16 protein-coding genes are annotated in these 16,653 nt (G+C 52.9%); 13 read left to right on the top strand and 3 right to left on the bottom strand.

Features of this window, described 5'->3' with window-relative positions; all coding sequences use genetic code 11:
• Nucleotides 1-27: 27 nt before the first annotated feature.
• Nucleotides 28-816 (bottom strand): hypothetical protein, encoded by a 789-nt coding sequence (locus tag DWB84_RS14375; protein ID WP_187410493.1) that lies wholly within the window; start codon nucleotides 814-816, stop codon nucleotides 28-30.
• A gap of 204 nt (nucleotides 817-1,020) precedes the next feature.
• Between DWB84_RS14375 and mrcB the strand changes: the two genes are divergently transcribed.
• The 6 genes from mrcB (at nucleotide 1,021) to DWB84_RS14405 (ending at nucleotide 8,249) form a co-directional block, all read left to right on the top strand.
• Nucleotides 1,021-3,414: a penicillin-binding protein 1B gene (gene mrcB / locus DWB84_RS14380; RefSeq protein WP_187410494.1), complete on the top strand. Its 2,394-nt coding sequence runs from the start codon at nucleotides 1,021-1,023 to the stop codon at nucleotides 3,412-3,414.
• A gap of 56 nt (nucleotides 3,415-3,470) precedes the next feature.
• Nucleotides 3,471-3,881, top strand: a complete 411-nt coding sequence (locus DWB84_RS14385) for a tetratricopeptide repeat protein (RefSeq protein ID WP_187410495.1) — start codon at nucleotides 3,471-3,473, stop codon at nucleotides 3,879-3,881.
• Nucleotides 3,882-4,037: 156 nt separating this feature from the next.
• Nucleotides 4,038-4,451: a hypothetical protein gene (locus DWB84_RS14390; protein ID WP_187410496.1), complete on the top strand. Its 414-nt coding sequence runs from the start codon at nucleotides 4,038-4,040 to the stop codon at nucleotides 4,449-4,451.
• Between the two features lie 170 nt (nucleotides 4,452-4,621).
• Nucleotides 4,622-5,818 (top strand): beta-ketoacyl-ACP synthase, encoded by a 1,197-nt coding sequence (locus DWB84_RS14395; RefSeq protein WP_187410497.1) that lies wholly within the window; start codon nucleotides 4,622-4,624, stop codon nucleotides 5,816-5,818.
• Nucleotides 5,819-5,863: 45 nt separating this feature from the next.
• Nucleotides 5,864-6,679, top strand: a complete 816-nt coding sequence (locus DWB84_RS14400; protein WP_187410498.1) for a beta-ketoacyl synthase chain length factor — start codon at nucleotides 5,864-5,866, stop codon at nucleotides 6,677-6,679.
• A 10-nt stretch (nucleotides 6,680-6,689) separates the two neighbouring features.
• Nucleotides 6,690-8,249: a tryptophan 7-halogenase gene (locus DWB84_RS14405; protein ID WP_187410499.1), complete on the top strand. Its 1,560-nt coding sequence runs from the start codon at nucleotides 6,690-6,692 to the stop codon at nucleotides 8,247-8,249.
• Here DWB84_RS14405 and DWB84_RS14410 read toward each other — a convergent pair.
• Together DWB84_RS14410 and DWB84_RS14415 are read right to left on the bottom strand one after the other, a co-directional pair.
• The gene (locus tag DWB84_RS14410; protein WP_187410500.1) at nucleotides 8,225-9,646 is read right to left on the bottom strand and encodes an AMP-binding protein; all 1,422 of its coding nucleotides are present in this window, start codon (nucleotides 9,644-9,646) and stop codon (nucleotides 8,225-8,227) included. The two genes, DWB84_RS14405 and DWB84_RS14410, sit on opposite strands and share 25 nt — an antisense overlap.
• Before the next feature lie 90 nt (nucleotides 9,647-9,736).
• Nucleotides 9,737-10,000, bottom strand: a complete 264-nt coding sequence (locus DWB84_RS14415) for a phosphopantetheine-binding protein (RefSeq protein WP_187410501.1) — start codon at nucleotides 9,998-10,000, stop codon at nucleotides 9,737-9,739.
• 195 nt (nucleotides 10,001-10,195) lie between these two features.
• On the opposite strand from DWB84_RS14415, the gene DWB84_RS14420 reads away from it, so the two are divergent.
• The 7 genes from DWB84_RS14420 to fabG all read left to right on the top strand — a co-directional run bounded on the left by DWB84_RS14420 (nucleotide 10,196) and on the right by fabG (nucleotide 16,561).
• Nucleotides 10,196-11,158 carry a pteridine-dependent deoxygenase like protein gene (locus DWB84_RS14420; RefSeq protein ID WP_187410502.1) on the top strand — a complete coding sequence of 321 codons (963 nt, stop codon included), beginning with the start codon at nucleotides 10,196-10,198 and terminating at the stop codon, nucleotides 11,156-11,158.
• 69 nt (nucleotides 11,159-11,227) lie between these two features.
• Nucleotides 11,228-12,013 carry a lysophospholipid acyltransferase family protein gene (locus DWB84_RS14425; RefSeq protein WP_187410503.1) on the top strand — a complete coding sequence of 262 codons (786 nt, stop codon included), beginning with the start codon at nucleotides 11,228-11,230 and terminating at the stop codon, nucleotides 12,011-12,013.
• Nucleotides 12,014-12,015: 2 nt separating this feature from the next.
• Nucleotides 12,016-12,279 (top strand): acyl carrier protein, encoded by a 264-nt coding sequence (locus tag DWB84_RS14430; protein ID WP_187410504.1) that lies wholly within the window; start codon nucleotides 12,016-12,018, stop codon nucleotides 12,277-12,279.
• 6 nt (nucleotides 12,280-12,285) lie between these two features.
• Entirely contained in the window at nucleotides 12,286-12,744 is a 459-nt protein-coding gene (locus DWB84_RS14435; RefSeq protein ID WP_187410505.1) for a thioesterase family protein, read from the top strand.
• Nucleotides 12,741-13,457 carry a hypothetical protein gene (locus DWB84_RS14440; protein ID WP_187410506.1) on the top strand — a complete coding sequence of 239 codons (717 nt, stop codon included), beginning with the start codon at nucleotides 12,741-12,743 and terminating at the stop codon, nucleotides 13,455-13,457. Before DWB84_RS14435 ends, DWB84_RS14440 begins: the two co-directional genes overlap by 4 nt.
• Before the next feature lies 1 nt (nucleotide 13,458).
• Complete coding sequence (locus DWB84_RS14445; protein WP_187410507.1) at nucleotides 13,459-15,843, top strand: MMPL family transporter; 2,385 nt, start codon at nucleotides 13,459-13,461, stop codon at nucleotides 15,841-15,843.
• Nucleotides 15,833-16,561: a 3-oxoacyl-ACP reductase FabG gene (gene fabG, locus DWB84_RS14450; RefSeq protein ID WP_187410508.1), complete on the top strand. Its 729-nt coding sequence runs from the start codon at nucleotides 15,833-15,835 to the stop codon at nucleotides 16,559-16,561. Before DWB84_RS14445 ends, fabG begins: the two co-directional genes overlap by 11 nt.
• Nucleotides 16,562-16,653: the final 92 nt, after the last annotated feature.

The raw sequence follows: 16,653 nt of genomic DNA on the forward strand, positions 1-16,653 counted from the left end.
TTTTTTCGTACATGTACCCGGATATTTTTATGCCCAGGTGACATCAGCTGTTATTTTGAGGTGTCCCTCGGTATTGCAAACAGAGCCAATTTTGAAGTGGGGTTTTTTGCCGAGCATTTCTGTACCCAAATGAAAATCGGCGAAGTCGACGACTTTAAAGGGACCGCGTCTCAGCAATTGGCGATTGATCCATTTGCTGAGACCCAGCCGACATTTCAACGGCCATTTCCAAATATTCAGAGATATCACCACACCCGTATCCTGCAGCTCCGGCACAACCAGCAGTTGCGAATCCAAGGCTTCCAGTTTTAATACGGCTTTTCGTCCCTCCATGGTGAGCCAGGGAGTGGTGGTTTCCTGCCAGCGCCATTTACCTAAAAACCGCACTCCGATTTTGAGTTGTGCTTTGACGTTCAGCGCTATGTTGTGCAGCTCCACCGGATTGCCGATTGCTAAATCCGGCGCGCGGGGGACTGTGATCGACAGAGACCGCACCAGTACCCGGTAGCGTTTTTCCGGAGTTTCATTTTTGTTTTCCGCGAAGGCTTTTTCCAGATGATCCGCGAGTGGCTGAACCAGAACATCTTCAACAATCGCCGCAATGCCTTCATCGTGTTCTTCTTCGTTGAGTTCTGAAGAGAAGTCATCGCTGATGTCCAAATCCACCTCATCCAATTCCCCCTCCGGAAGTTCAAGGTGCAGGGGAAACTCCAAGGCATCCAGCAGCGTCTTGCCGAGTTTGGCGTCTATACGGATCTCCAAGTCGTGATTGCTCGGTTCTGTAGATTGGACGTTATCTAGTAGTTGGTCAGACATAACTGGCCTCTGGTTTCCTGTTCGTTACTGAGACCAACAGTAACGGAAAAGCTTCCCTCAGTTGTATTGAATGTAAACGGAGTTGGTGTTGCCGCAGCGCTATGGCTACAATCTGCGCCCCCTGCCGGCGGGGCGCCCACAAATATGCCTACTCCGGCGAAGTGGTTGTTTTTGTGTGGTCTGGGGATCTGACGAAGCCAGTCGTTGTCACACAAAACTGATCTCGCTGCACAAGCTGTGGCATGTCGTTTCAATCTGTTTGCAGAGCACTTCATCTCTATGGCATCCCGCAAAAAGAAGGCGGTTAAGCGCAAATCCTTTCCCATATTCAAACTCTTCTTCTTGATGCTGCTGGCAGGCGCCGCGGCACTCGCCGTGTACTGCATTCATCTGGATAAAGTGGTGCGCAGCCAATTTGAAGGCAAACGCTTTGCTTTGCCCGCGCGGGTCTACGCGCGGCCACTGGAACTGTTTGAGGGTAAACATCTGGCGCTGGCCGATCTGCGGCGCGAGCTAGATATGCTGGGTTTCGCCAAGGTCAATCAGGTTCGTGCGGCAGGCGAATATTTTGTCGCGCCGGATCATGTGATTCTGCAGACCCGGCCGTTTGAATTCTGGGATGGTGCGCAGGGCAGTCATAAAATCCGGGTCACGTTCGATGGCGGCATAGTCGAATCTATCCGCGACGAAAGCAACGGGCGTTTTTTCGATTTGTTTCGTCTCGAACCCATTGCCATAGGTGGTATTTACACCAGCAATCGGGAAGATCGCCAATTGGTGCGCTACAACCAGGTGCCGCGCCACTTTATCGATATGCTGATCGCCATCGAAGACAAGCGCTTCTACTATCACCACGGCGTAGATCCCAAAGCTTTGATGCGCGCAGCTGTGTCAACCTTGACCGGTCGCGGCGTGCAGGGCGGCAGCACCATCACGCAGCAGCTGGTGAAAAACTTCTTTCTCACCCCGGAACGCACATTCAAGCGCAAGGCCAACGAAATGCTGATGGCTATTCTGCTGGAGCTGCGTTACGACAAGCACGATATCCTGGAAACCTATTTAAACGAGGTGTATTTCGGCCAGGATGGAACTCGCGCGATTCATGGTATTGGCTTGGCAAGCCAGTTTTATTTCGGTCGCACGGTCGATCAGATGAAGCCGCACCATTCCGCGCTTCTGGTCGCCATGCTTAAGGGGCCGACTTACTACAACCCGCGCCGCAATCCCAAACGCGCCCTGGAGCGGCGCAATCTGGTGTTGGCGGAAACGGGCACTCAGGGATATATCACCCCGCAAGAGTTTGAACAGGCGCTTGCCCAGCCTTTGGATGTCACCCGCAGTGGCAGCATGGGGCTGTCCAATTACCCGGCATTTCTCGATCTGGTATTCCGCCAGTTGCGGCGCGATTACCAGGAGGACGACCTGCGCAATGAAGGCCTGCGGATTTTCTCCACGCTTGATCCGCTGGTGCAGTCCGCCGCGGAGCGCACCCTTGCGCAACAACTCACGCAATTGGAGCAGCGCAATAAGTTGGCAGAAGGCTGGCTGGAAGGTGCGGCGGTAATCAGCGTGCCGCAAACCGGCGAAGTCTTGGCGGTGATTGGCGGAAGGGCCTCCGGCTTTGAAGGGTTTAACCGCGCTCTGGATGCCAAGCGACCCATAGGTTCGCTGTTTAAACCGGCGATTTTCCTGACTGCACTGGAGCGACCGGAATACAGTCTGGCAACTCTGTTGGATGACAGCCCGCTGCAATGGCAGGAGCCGGGCATGAAAACTGTCTGGGAGCCGCAGAACTACGACAAGCTGTTCCACGGCCAAGTACCTCTGTGGCAGTCGCTGGCCAATTCCTACAACGTCAGCACGGCGCGCCTCGGTCTGGAACTCGGCGTCAAGCCGGTGCTGCAGACAGCTCAGCGGCTCGGTATTGAAGATCCGTTGCCGCCCTATGCCGCCACCTTCCTCGGGGCTGCGGAATTGCCGCCTATCCAAGTAGCACAGATGTATCAAACAATCGCGGCCGGTGGATTCCGCGTTCCGCTGCGCGCGATTCGCGAGGTGCTGACCACCGAAGGGCGGCCGCTAAAGCGCTACTCCATCGAAGTGCAGCAAGTGGCCTCGCCACAATCCGTTCATTTGCTGACCCGTGCCCTGCAATTGGCGGTGGAAGAGGGTACTGCCAAGTCCATGAAGTCCATCTTGCCGGAATCGCTGCATCTCGCCGGTAAGACGGGCACCACCGATGGATTGCGCGACAGCTGGTTTGCCGGCTTCAGTGGTGATTATGTTGCCGTCGTGTGGGTGGGCAACGACAAGAACCAGCCAACCGGATTGACCGGTGCGACTGGTGCCCTGCCTATCTGGGCGCGCACTATGGCGCAGCTCAATCCTGCTCCGGTTCGCCAGGCGGAGCCTGATGGAATTACCTATGTGGCGTCCCACCGCGTTGCGGGTGGGCGGGTCAGAGGCTCATGTCACAACGCGGTTGTGCTGCCATTTGTGGAGGGTACAGTGCCGCAAATGGAAGTCGGCTGTGACGGCAGTACGTCCTATTCAGTCGGCGACAAAGCGAAAAAGTGGTGGCAACGAATTCTGCGTTAAGGAAAGGGCGGTGGTAATATGCCGCCCCATTCCGTCCCACTGGAGTCCAGATTTCCATGAAATCCCTGCAATGCATTATTTTGTGCGCCACACTGAGCGCGACTTCAGGTTGTGCAAGCTTGTCCCCTAATTATGGCGGGGAAAACACTCGTGATGCCCAGGTAGAAGAGACGTCCTACGGGTCGATTTCGGCCAGTCAGGTCTCCTCCAACACTGCGGTGCAAAGACTCTATGATCAGGCCATGAACTACGCCTTCGCCGGGGATTTCGATCAGGCGGAAGCAGCGTTGGAGCGCGGCTTGCGCATCGAACCCAGCAATCCCTACTTGTGGTTTGAGCTGGCCCGTATCGCCGCAACCTATGGCAATGTCAACAAAGCGCGTGAGCTGGCCTCCCGTGCGCAGTCCTATGCCAGTGGCGAGCGCCAGTTACAACGCCAGATTCAGCGTTTTCTCGAGCTGCTTTAAGCTCGGGCTGCGTTTCGTTTCAGCTTATTTATGCTTCGATTGGCTTCGTTTATTTGTTAATTGGCGCCCACTGCATCGTGTGGTTTTTTAGGTCGGGCGTCTTTATACTCGCGCGAATTTTCACCAGAACGCTGATTTCATCAAAAGGAGAGAGAAATGAAAAAGTTGGTGTCGTTGTTGACTTTGGTTGTTGGCTTGGGGTTGTCGACCTTGGCATTTGCCGCTGCAGAATTGGTTGATCCAGCGCCTGTCGCGGTTCCTGCCGGTATCTCAGAAAAGTCTGTTGTCAAGCACATTAAAAAAGCGTTCGTGGGACGCAATTGGATGATCGAGGAAGAGGAAAAAGGAAAAATCACCGCTTCCGTTCGCGTGCGTTCCCATACTGCCCGTATCGCTGCGGTTTATAACAATAAACAAGTGCAATTTACTTATGTGTCCAGCGACAACCTGGCCTATAAAGAGAAAAACGGTAAGCGTTACATCCACAAAAATTATTTGAATTGGGTTGAGAACGTGCGATCTGATTTGAGCAAAGGTCTGCAACTCGAAGCCCTGGAGAAAGCTAACTAAGAAGTCATCGCTAATCTGCCAAGCGCAGATATTTTTGAGCGGGCTTTAGCTTTATTTCATTGTAAGCAAGGCGTTTATTTAGCGCAGAGTGCCGGTTGCAGGCGGGCCGACACTGTTTTCAGGTGTTACCTGCCCTCGATACAGCCTCCATATACAGCGGGAATGAAGTTTTGTCCTCAACAGTCTGCGTAGTCGATTACGACTTGGTATGTGCTGCAGGAGTCGGTTTGCGATCTCTGCGCGATTCATTGGCGGCGCAACGATCGGGCTTGGTGCCCAATCGCTTCCCCGGATGCTCTCTGCCCACCTATGTGGGCGAGGTGAGCGCTGCGAGTAACTATCAGTGGCCGGAGTCCGAGGTTTATTGGACCAGCCGCAATAATGCGTTGGTTGAATTGGCGTTGCAGCAGGGCAGTCTGCTCGATTCCTTGCAGCGCATCCGCCAATTGGTTCCGCCGGAGCGAATCGGGTTGGTCATTGGATCGAGCACCTCGAGTATTGATCAGGCCGAAGATGCCTATCGCACCGTGCGCGAGCAGGAAGGGCGCCCGCACGACAATCTGCGCGATCGCGTATTAAATCCCCACGCTCCCACGATATATGTCGCCCATCGCACCGGCATTACCGGTCCTGCCGTCACTTTGAGCACGGCCTGTTCGTCATCGGCCAAGGTGTTCGCTACGGCGGCGCGTTGGTTGGAGGCAGGTGTGGTGGACGCTGTGCTGGTAGGAGGCTCGGATTCTCTGTGCCTTACAGTTCTGTACGGCTTCCATTCCCTTCAGCTTGTTTCCACCGATATTTGTCGACCTTTTGACCGCTCCCGCGATGGCATCAATATTGGCGAAGCCGCCGGTTTTGCCCTGTTGGTCCGCTCGGACCTGCCTGTGGAGCACACAGGAATTGTATTGAGCGGCTACGGCGAAAGCTCCGACGCCCACCATATGTCCCATCCTCATCCGGAAGGCGCTGGTGCGCGTCGCGCTATTGAACAGGCGCTGGCGAGAGCGAAGCTGGCAGCGTCGCAGATCGATTATGTGAATCTTCATGGCACTGCCAGTAGGGTCAACGACCTGACAGAAGGCAATCTCATGGCGCAGCTGTTTCCAGAGTCTACCTTCATGAGTTCCACCAAAGGCTGGACCGGTCATACCCTGGGGGCTGCAGGTATTATCGAGGCGTTGATTGCCATAGATACCTTCAAGACTGGCTTGCTGCCGGGCACTTTGAATCTGCGCGATGCCGACCCGGAAATCGCTCTGCGTTTATCTGCAGATAACGCGCAAGGGGAGCCGACTCACGTGATGAGCAACTCCTTCGGTTTCGGCGGCAATAACGCGAGCCTGATCTTCAGTCGCGGGCGCGGCTAAATCCAATAAGTGAGCCGGCGGCTCCAAATAGGGTCCTGAATTGACATGCCCACTCAGAAATCTTCAGTTTGTTATGTGTATGGTGTCGGCGCCTGGGGATTGGGTTTTGCCGACTGGCCGCAACTGCGCGCTCTGCTGAGCGGCGCTGCGCCCTGGCCGCAAGAGCCGGTAATGACGCCGCCCAAGAGCGAAGTGATTCCAGGCAATGAAAGACGCCGCGCGCCCACCATCGTCAAAGCAGCGGTGGAAGTCGCTGGCCAGGCCTGCCAGCAGGCAGGCATGAATCCCTCCGAGTTGGCCTGCGTGTTCGGCTCCGGCTTGGGAGACACCGACATTACGGATTATTTGTGCGCGCAGCTTGCCCTGCCGGAAAAGCAGTTGTCCCCCACCAAATTCCATAATTCCGTGCACAACGCGCCCGCCGGATACTGGACCATTTCCACTCACTGTATGCAGGCGGCCAATTCCATAGCTGCGTATCAGCACACCGTGGGCATCACTTTGATGGAGGCGGTATTACAAGCGCATCAGGAACAAACACCGGTTTTGCTCTGCGCTTTTGATTTAACTGCGCGCGGTATTTACGAAGGTATTTATGAAACCAAGTCGGATTTTGCTGCGGCATTGGTTATTACGCCAAATGAGCGCGATCAGCCACCCTTGGCTAAACTACAAATTTCCACTGGCGCTGATGTTGTAGCGCTGCCCGCGTGGGACGCGACGTTTGCCAAATTACAGCGTTCCAACCCCGCTGCGCAGATATTGCCATTGCTGCATGCGCTGGCAAACAAAGAGAAAAATCCGGTGCTGAGCCTGTCGTTATCCGAGGCCTGCCATTTAAAAGTTGCTGTAGAACAATGACGAGAATTTTGTGAACAAGAAGCGCGATCTGGTTATTTTGGGCGGTGGCTTGGCTGGTATGGGGCTGGCACTGCAAGTCAAAAAACAACAGCCCGACTTTAATATCGCCGTTATCGAAAAAAATGCATTTCCGCGCCCTCCGGCCATTGCCAAAGTGGGTGAATCCACGGTGGAAATTGCCTCCTATTATTTGGGTGACCAATTAGGTTTGCGCGATCATCTCGATAGCAAACATCTGCGCAAATTTGGTTTGCGCATTTTTCTCGGGTCACAGGCGCAAGATTTTTCCCAATTGGATGAGTTGGGACCCAGCGTCCATTTTGGTATACCGACTTATCAACTCGATCGCGGTGTATTGGAAAATCATCTTTCCGAACAGTTGCGCGCGCAGGAAATCGAATTGATTGATCGCGCCGCAATTACGGATATAGATCTCTCCGACACAAAATCCATCGACTTCACTACGCCTGCCGGCGCGCAACGTTTGCAATCCCGCTGGCTGGTCGACGCTGCAGGCCGCGCTGCCATTGTTAAGAAAAAATTGTCGCTGCAAATGCCAAATGAGCACAAAGCCAATGCGGTTTGGTTTCGCGTTGACCGTCGCATCATAGTCGACGATTGGACGGCGGACTCTGCCTGGCACGCGCGCCCTTATATCGCCAACGAGCGCTGGAAAAGTACCAACCATTTGAGTGGTCCCGGTTATTGGGTGTGGATTATTCCGTTGGAATCCGGTGTGACCAGCATCGGCATAGTAATGGATGACATCGCCTTTAATGCTGCGGATATCAACAGCCCGCAATCAGCCATGCGCTGGCTCGCACACAATCAACCTTTGTGTGCCGATGCGATTGGCGATGCAAAATTTCTGGATTTTGTGGTGCTGCCGAATTATTCCTACGACTGCAAAAAATTGCTGTCGGATGAGCGCTGGGCGCTGAGCGGCGAGGCCGGCTTTTTTGCCGATCCATTTTATTCCCCCGGCAGCGACTTTATCGCCATCGCCAACGGATTTATTACTTCACTGATTGCCGATGATCGCGCGGGCAAAAATATCCAAGTTAACGCCGCAGTATACGAAAAATTATTTCGCTCGATTTATCAGAGCACTTTGAATTTGTATATCGGCCAATACGGCGGTTTTGGCGATCGTCTGATGATGGGGCTGAAAATTTTGTGGGATATCGCCTACTACTGGGGCGTATTGTCCTTGTTGTATTTCCGCAATGCGCTGAGCGACTACCAGAAAATGCGTCCGCTGATTAATGATTTGTTTTCTGTGCAGGATATCAATAAAAAAATTCAAGATGCGTTTCGCAGAAGAGCGGCTCAGCGCTTGGTATTGCCGGCGCGCGGCGTGTTTGCCGATCAAAACCAGTTGCCGTGTTTTAATCATTTGATGGACACATTGAGAAAACCGGTCGACGCCGATGTGCAAACCGACCTGACGGAAAATATCGCCATATTGCGAATTGTCGCGGATGTCGTAGTAGATACGTTGGAAGGCCGCCCATTGTCGCCTGAAGGGCGGCAATGGGTTGGTGATTATTGTGATCGCTTGGCCAGCTGAGTCATTCTCTGCTGGTAAAGCGCCAATAATTTTTGCCGATGCAACTTGCCGCTCGCCTCGCGCGGCAAGGCGTCCACAAACAATAACGGCCGAGGCAAAAAAACCGGGTCCAAGCGCTGGAAAAAAAATTGTGGCAGCGCTGCGCGGTGTTCTTCCGGACACACCACCAAAGCGGCAGGGCGCGCGACCGGATTGTCATCCGTGGTTTCCGGCATAAACGCAGCCGCGTCTATCACACCGGGAATCGCCAAAAGCACTTGGGTAATTTCCATCAGCGAGCCGCGTTTGCCCGCGACATTCACCATATCTTCGTTGCGTCCGAGCAAACGAAAATAATCGCCGAGAATTTCCACCCGATCCTGCAATGCCTGTTCCGTTGGCAGGTGATCGCCAGCAATATGGGGCGGGGAATTGGTATCCAGAGATGTGAAATACAAACCGGGAATTAATCGCCAATCCGATATTTGTGTCGGTCGACGAAAAGCGGTGGAGCCGATTTCACTGCAACCGTAAATTTCCAATAAATCGCCGCCAAAACTATTTTCACACGTTTGCGCTAATTCGCGGGACAAAGGCGCTGTAGCACAGAGCACTCGCTGGCAATTTGGCAGTGATAAACCACTGCCGGTAAGTGCGCGCAGATGCACTGGTGTGCTTACCAGCATGCGCGGCTCCGGTAGTGAATCGATTGAACGCGCAACTTCCTGGGGGAACAGCGGGCGATTATCGGCAACGCACACCGGCCAAAACAGCGGAATCAATACGCCAGTTTCCAGGCCCCACATGTGTTGTGGCGGTACGGTTGCGAGCTGATAAGTGAGTTTTTCCGGCTCGGGCAGCATGCAAGCGCCGTTCATCAAAGTGCTGACCACCAGTGTGCGCCAAGGTTTGATGATGGGTTTAGGAGTGCCAGTGGAGCCGGAAGTGAATGCAACCGCAGCAATAAAATCCGCTTCAATTTCCGGTATTTCGACGGTTGCAGTGGATTTATCGTCATTTGAGCTGGAAATGGTCAGCCACGAGCTGAAATCGACGTTAGCAATTTCTGGCGCGGGCACATTTTGGCTGTGATGCAGAATATACGAGGAGTCGTATTCCGCAGCCAATCGGCGCAATGTTTCCGGCGAGCGGTTTTGCGGCAATAGAGTTGTCTGGCGGCGCAAAATGGCCGCACACAGCGTCAGTGTGAATAAATAAGGATTTTCACACAGATTCAGAACGTATTTTTTTTCCGGCAACCGCTGCGCCAGCAGCTGGCATTGCTGCAGAAAATCGCGTGTTGCTATATCACTGCAATTGCCGGCAAAAATCTCCAGCAGAGAGGTAATGCGGGCCACAGGGCCTGCAAGATCGCGCCAGACCAAAGGTAATTTGGCTGCGGTGCGAGCGAACGCCAAACGTGCATCATGTGATGACGATTGCCTATCCGGTGATGATGCCCCATCATTTGATGACGATAAATAGTTCATATCCGTCGAAAAACAGTTTTACTGCTTTTTGTGAGCTTCAACGAATTCCGTCAAAGAGGCCAAGGTGGAAAATGCTTTGCGGGTTTGTTCGTCATCCGCCTGCATTTGCACACCGAATTTTTGTGAGATGGCGAGTGCAATTTCCAGTGCGTCAATGGAATCCAGGCCGAGTCCTTCGCCGAACAGTGGAGCATTGGGATCGATTTCGCTGGCGTTTACGCCTTCCAGATTGAGAGCGTCCACTAATAATTGGGCTATGATTTGTTGAGCAGCAGTTTGCATGGGCCGTATCCAACTAACGATAAATTTAACTTCAAGTGAATTTTGTCTGTTTTTGCGACTAAGCGGCACGCATCCACGGCGGCCAGATAAACGCCTTAACACAGGGACGGCGATTGTATACAATCCTCGCCTTTTAATCAGCGGTATCGGCCCCTGAGATACTTGTGATTCATAGGGCTGTCGACTCGGCAATTTATGTCCATATTTACCCAGCAATACCTCTCTGCCCACACTGCCTCAGACGTGGGTAATCTGTTGAATCAAGATGGCGTTTTGGCGATCGTCGGTTACACCGGTGACTGTTCTGCACCGGCTACACTGGGACTCATTCCGTCCGGCCTGACTTCGCTTAATGACGTTCGTTATGAAGTCATTCGCTATCCTTTTGGTCGCGCGGAACGCGGGCAGGAAAATGGTTGCCAGTGGAGCAGGATAGGCGATCTTTTGTGTGTCGCTACGTGGATAACTCCCGCTGAATGCGAAAACATGGAGGAATCCACTGAGCAAGCGTATAACCGACTGCTCAATCTCGCCAGGTCATTTGGTCATCCGCACCCGTTCCGCATCTGGAATCTTCTGCCCCGCATCAACTACGGCGACGGGGATCAGGAGGTTTACAAGAAGTTCTGCAATGGCCGCATGCACGCCTTTACCCGTTACGGCATGGTTGCCACCCAGTACCCCGCAGCTTCCGCCTTGGGCCACCATACGGACGGCGCCGTGATCTATATGCTCGCCGCCAAGGAACCGAGCCGGAACCTGGAAAACTCCCGGCAGGTCCCTGCCTATACCTATCCGCGCCAGTACGGCCCGTGCAGCCCTTCGTTCGCCCGGGCGACGCGCTTGAACATGGCCGATGAGGAGTATCTGTTCGTGTCGGGAACGGCGAGCATTCTCGGGCACAGCACCCACGCACCCGGCGACTTTCTTGTTCAGCTGCAGGTAACGCAGGAGAATATTGCCCACTTGGTCGCTCAGGCCAACGGATCACTCAGCAAAATGAGTGCACTGCGCGTCTACCTGCGTCACCCCGAGCATTTGCAGCCGGCGCGCGACATGCTGGAAAAAATCTATGCTCCTGAACATCTCAATTTCGTCTACGCGGATATTTGCCGACAGCAATTGTTGGTCGAGATCGAAGCGCTTGTGGAATTGTGATCGGGTCAGCCGATATAGACACGCGGTTGACAGGTGCAATCCTCATTACAGCTATCACAGGAGCCGGGGGTGAAGTCGCTGCCCCGCGCTTGGCGGGTACCCGCCACCGGCTTCTCCTTTCTTGTTTTCGGTTGCGGAGCGCTTGTGCTGGGGTTGGTGCTCGGCGCTTGGCTGTTTATACGCCGGCCCGCGCCGGATAGCCGCGTCCGCCTGGTGCGCAGCGCCATCCGCTCTATGTGCAAAGTCTATATCGGCATGCTCAAAGGGATGGGATTGCTGACCTATCACTATGAAGGCTTCGACACATTGCAAAGCAACGGCAAGCTGATCGTCGCCAACCACCCGACCTTGCTCGACGCCGTATTCCTGATGGCCTTGATCCCCAATGCCGCCTTTATCGTCAAAGCCGCCATGGCGAACCATCCGTTTACCGGCGGTATTGCGCGGCTGGCGGGTTATATCCCCAACAACGAAGACGGCATAGATCTGCTCGAAAACGCCGTGAATGCGCTCCAGCGCGGCGACGCGCTGGTGATCTTTCCCGCTGGCACTCGTACCACCGGGCGCGGAGTCAAATTCAAACGTGGTGCGGCGAACATCGCAGTGGCCAGCCGATGTCCTATTGTCCCGCTGCGAATCCGCTGTCAGCCCGCGACTCTGGGAAAAAACGACAAGTGGTACCATGTGCCGCCGCGCAAGCCGCATTTTGAATTTTATGTGCTGCCGGAATTTGCCGTGCAGGACGTTATCGATAGCAACCGTCCCACTGGCGTGCAAGCACGGCACTTGAACCAATATCTAGAAACTTGTCTTGAACCTGATGAGTTGCCCGGCAACTCTTCTGCTGGAGCCTGAACATGCAGTCCGAAAAACCGACCCGAGAAGATGTGTATCAATTTGTTGTCCGTGTACTGCAGGAGCAGTTCGAACTGGATGCGGATTCTGTAAACGAAGACGTGGATCTGCGCGAGGATCTGGATATCGACAGTATTGATGCGGTCAATATTCTGATTGAACTCAAAGCGCTGACCAATAAAAAAGTCGCCATCGAAAATTTCCATCAAATTCGCACCGTGCGCGACCTGGTGGACGCCGTGTGCAAGGTCATCAACGAGGACTGATTCCTTATGTTACAGCCGGTTGCTGGGCAAAAAATCATTAGCGAAACCCGCATGCAAATCCCATTTTTTGATGTGGATTCGCTCAATATCGTCTGGCACGGCAACTACTGCAAATATTTCGAAGTGGCGCGCTGCGAGCTGTTGGACAAAATCGGCTACGACTACACCACCATGCGCGATACCGGTTTTGCTTTTCCCATAGTGGAAATGAAAATCAAATATATTTTGCCTTTGCGCTTTCAACAAAATGTGCTGGTTCGCGTGGAATTGCTGGAGTGGGAACACCGGCTGAAATGCGATTACAAAATTCTGGATGCCGAAACCCTGGCAGTGCACACCACCGCAACCAGTATTCAAGCGGCGGTGGCATTGGGCGATCAACATTTGCAGCTGGTGTGCCCAAGTGTATTTACCGACAAGGTCGCGCAATATCAAATGAAGTTGGCCGAGGGTGCGCTGCAATGAAAAACTGGCTCGCCGGAATTTGGCTATTTGCATTGCTGACGGTGCAGACGGTTGCGGATAGTGACGAGAAAAATCTCGTTGAGGAAAACACTGTTGAGAAAAACGCTGTTGAAGCGCCTGCTTCAACCGCGCCTGCAGTCGTAACACTTCCCGCCGCTAGCAAATCCCTGACTCCACAAAGTTGTCTGCAATTCGCAGAATTTCGCCAGGAAAAATATCTCACCGGTTTGCCCAAACCTTTGGTAACGCGCGGCAAGGTTGTGGTGGATTGCGAGCGCGGCACCGTGTGGAGCACCGACAAGCCCATCCGCGAAACTCTGGTTTACCAAATGGATGGCAAGCAGTGGCTGATCAAATCTGCAACTGATAAGCAGGAAATAAAAAACGCTGTGCAAAAACGCGTCGGCACCATTATTTCCCGCATCATGCGCGGCGATGAGAGTTTTATTAATAAATACTTCGCCCGCGAAACCATTGAGAACACCACGCGCCTGGTGCCATCCCAAAAACGCCTGAAAAAATATATTCACAATATCGACCTGCAGCCGCAGGACGCGGGAATGCGCGTACAGGTCAAACGCGTGGATGAGCAGGATATGGTTTTGGAATTGTCAAATATGCGCCCGCTGACACAACTCGATGCAGCCTCATGCGCGACCTTATTGCAATCAACCCTTGGTTGCGATCTGATTTTCCCAAGCCCGGCAAAATAATATGCAGGAGTCAAACGCCGACCGCCGGGTCCGCCAATTTCAATGGGCCATCAAACTGGCTTTTTTGGCGGCGACACTGATTTTTGCAGTTGCGCTCATCAAGCTTTTTCAGACAGGTTTAAATATAGATACCAACTTGCGGAGTCTGGCTCCGCAGGCGGCGCAGGATTCGCTCGGCGAGCAGCTGATCAACCAGTTGTCCGGCGCGGCATCGCGCAAAGCCATAGTGGTGCTCGCGTCCGAAAATCCCGCCAAAGTCAGCGCCGCATCTGATGCTATGCGCACTCGCTTAGGCGCTTTAGCAGAAGAGCAGAACTCCGTCGTACGTGTTGCGGATATGACCGATACGGTCGAACAATATGTTCGTCTGCTGGAGCAATATCCCTACAATTTTCTCAGTCCTTCTTTGCGCCCTTTGTTGGAACAAAAAGATGATGCGCAGCTGACCCAATGGGTGGTGGAAAAATTATTCAGTGGCACCAGCCAAGTTCGTTTGACCGGCTTTGATCGCGATCCTTTTGGCGCGCTGAACGATTACGCATTTTTTATTCAGGAACGATTGGCCGGTGATAGCGCGGACGATATTCGCTCAGTTGTACATGGCGGTGTAGAGCAGCATTTTTCCGTCTGGCAATTTGACTTGCCTGCCGATGGCATGGCGTTCAGCACGCAGGAAATCTGGATCGAGCAGTTATCCCATATTCAAACGGAAATAACGCAGCAATTTCCCGAGGTAAGATGGCTGCAATCCGGCATGATCTTTTTTGCCGCGGATTCGGCACAATCGGCACAGAAAAATATCAATATGGTGTCCAACACCGGCGCCATATGCATTATTTTGCTGATGCTGGCAATTTTTCGCGGTATTCGCCCGCTGGCAGGCTCGATGCTGTCCATTATTGGGGGTGTCAGCTTCGCCTTTGTGATCAGCCATAGCTTGTGGAATTCTCTGCATATCCTCACCTTGCTCTTTGGTGCGAGTCTGATCGGCGTGGCGGTCGATTATTCGCTGCATCTGTATTATTTCCATTTGGAAAATAAATCCGCCTCTCAGACCAATCACCGCTCGCATTTTTATCGCGCATTATTGTTAAGTCTGATGACCAGTATTGTTGGCTACAGCGCGCTGGCTATGTCGGGACTGGAGACCTTGCGCCAGGTCGCGCTGTTTTCCATTGCGGGCTTGGTATATGCCTGTCTGTTGGTATTGATGATCGAACCCTGGTCCACCAAAAAACTGAAATCCCATGACCGACTGTTAAGTGCTTTGACGCACAAGAGCATCGAAGGCTTGCGGCGCATTGGGCGGGTTCCTTTGCTGGCATTATTTGCTTTGGCTGTCTGGATTATAGTGCTGGTGTTGAATGCACAGATTAAATTCGACGATAGTCCGAAAGCCTTTATCAAACAGAATCAGCAGCTGTTTGAAAATGAACGTATCGTCAACGCCTGGATCTCCGATTATGAACCGGCCACTTTTGTGGTGGTGACAGGCGAGAATGTGCAGGAGATTTACGAAAAAATTGCCTTTCTGCACGCTCGTTGGGGAGATATTGCTCATAACAGTGCAAAAGGACTCTTGGGCATTGACGCACTTTTACCGTCGCCAAGTGAACAAGCGAAAAACTATTCGCTCAACGCAGCACTCTATACCAATCAGCAACTGGCGACTGCGTTGGTGGAAGATTATGAAATTACCGATAGCGAACATTTGAGTCGCCTGGAAACGGAATACCGCAATTGGGCAGGGAAAATTTTAACGCCTGCCGATTTATTAAAGGATTTGCCAGGATTTCCGCAGCTTTGGCTGGAAGGCGAATCTCTGGTTACGGCTCTGTTAATTCCCAAAAATACCGCGCTCGATCAGCTGCGCAACATAACGGCGGAAATTCCCGGCGTTGAATTGGTGTCCATGGTCGAGCAGACCGAAGAAGGGTTGCATCATTTGCGCACCACAGCAGGTTATTATTTATTTTTTGCGCTGCTGCTGATTACCTTTATTTTCTTTTGTCGCCACGGTTGGCGTTTGGCTTTGATCTTAAGCCTGGTGCCCGCTGCCGTGCTCGGCTGTATTGCGCTGATTTATCTGCTCGCCAATGTGCCCATTACGCTTTTCCATGTAATGGCCGCCTTTTTGGTGCTCGGTTTGGGAGTGGATTATTTGGTTTTTGCCTCCGAAATGGTGGGCAGTGCTAATGCCTCCAACGAGTTCGCCAATGCCTTGGTATTATCCGCTGCCACCAGTATTTTGTCTTTCGGTGTGCTCGGCCTTACGGTGCTGCCCGCAGTGCAGGCATTTGGTATGACGGCGGCTTTGGGAATTCTGGGTAATTTAATTGGCGCATTCTGGTTAATTGCAATTTGGAGAAACATTCATGACCATTAAACGAGTGCTCGTAACCGGCGCTACAGGTGGAATAGGGCAGGCTTGCGCAACCGCGCTGGCAGCGGAAGGTTATCACGTCACCCTGCATTACAATTCCAACGCCGCCAAAGCGGAAGCCTTGATTGCGCAAATTGAAGCGGCCGGAGGCCGCGCAAGCGCTATTCGTTTTGACGTGCGCGAACGCGAAACGGTGGCCGAAGCCCTGGCAAACGAAATCGAAGCCTACGGCGCTTTTTACGGTGTGGTGTGCAATGCAGGAATTACCGCAGACAATGCTTTTCCTGCAATGCCCGGCGAAGATTGGGACCGCGTGATTCACACCAATCTGGATGCGTTTTACAACGTATTAAATCCGCTGATTATGCCGATGATTCGGTTGCGCAAAGGCGGGCGAATTGTGACTTTATCTTCTGTTTCCGGCGTTATCGGCAATCGCGGCCAGGTGAATTACAGCGCGGCAAAAGCCGGCATTATTGGTGCGACCAAAGCTCTCGCTCTGGAATTGGCCAAACGCAATATCACCGTCAATTGTGTCGCCCCCGGATTTATTCAAACGGAAATGACCAGCGGCTTGATCGTGGATGAAGCGTTGAAAATGATCCCCATGCAACGCGTAGGCGCGCCGGAAGATGTGGCCAATCTGGTGAAATTTTTGATGTCGGATGGCGCAGCTTATATTACGCGGCAGGTGATTCAGGTAAATGGCGGGATGATTTAAAAACCAAACCCCACCCCAACCCTCCCCTTGGGAAGGGGAGGGGGCAAAAGTTCGTCCTTATCGAGATGTAGAGAAAATTTTTGTAAAAAGGA

Origin of the sequence: Saccharophagus sp. K07, assembly GCF_014336955.1 — a bacterium.
Lineage (GTDB): Bacteria > Pseudomonadota > Gammaproteobacteria > Pseudomonadales > Cellvibrionaceae > UBA5868.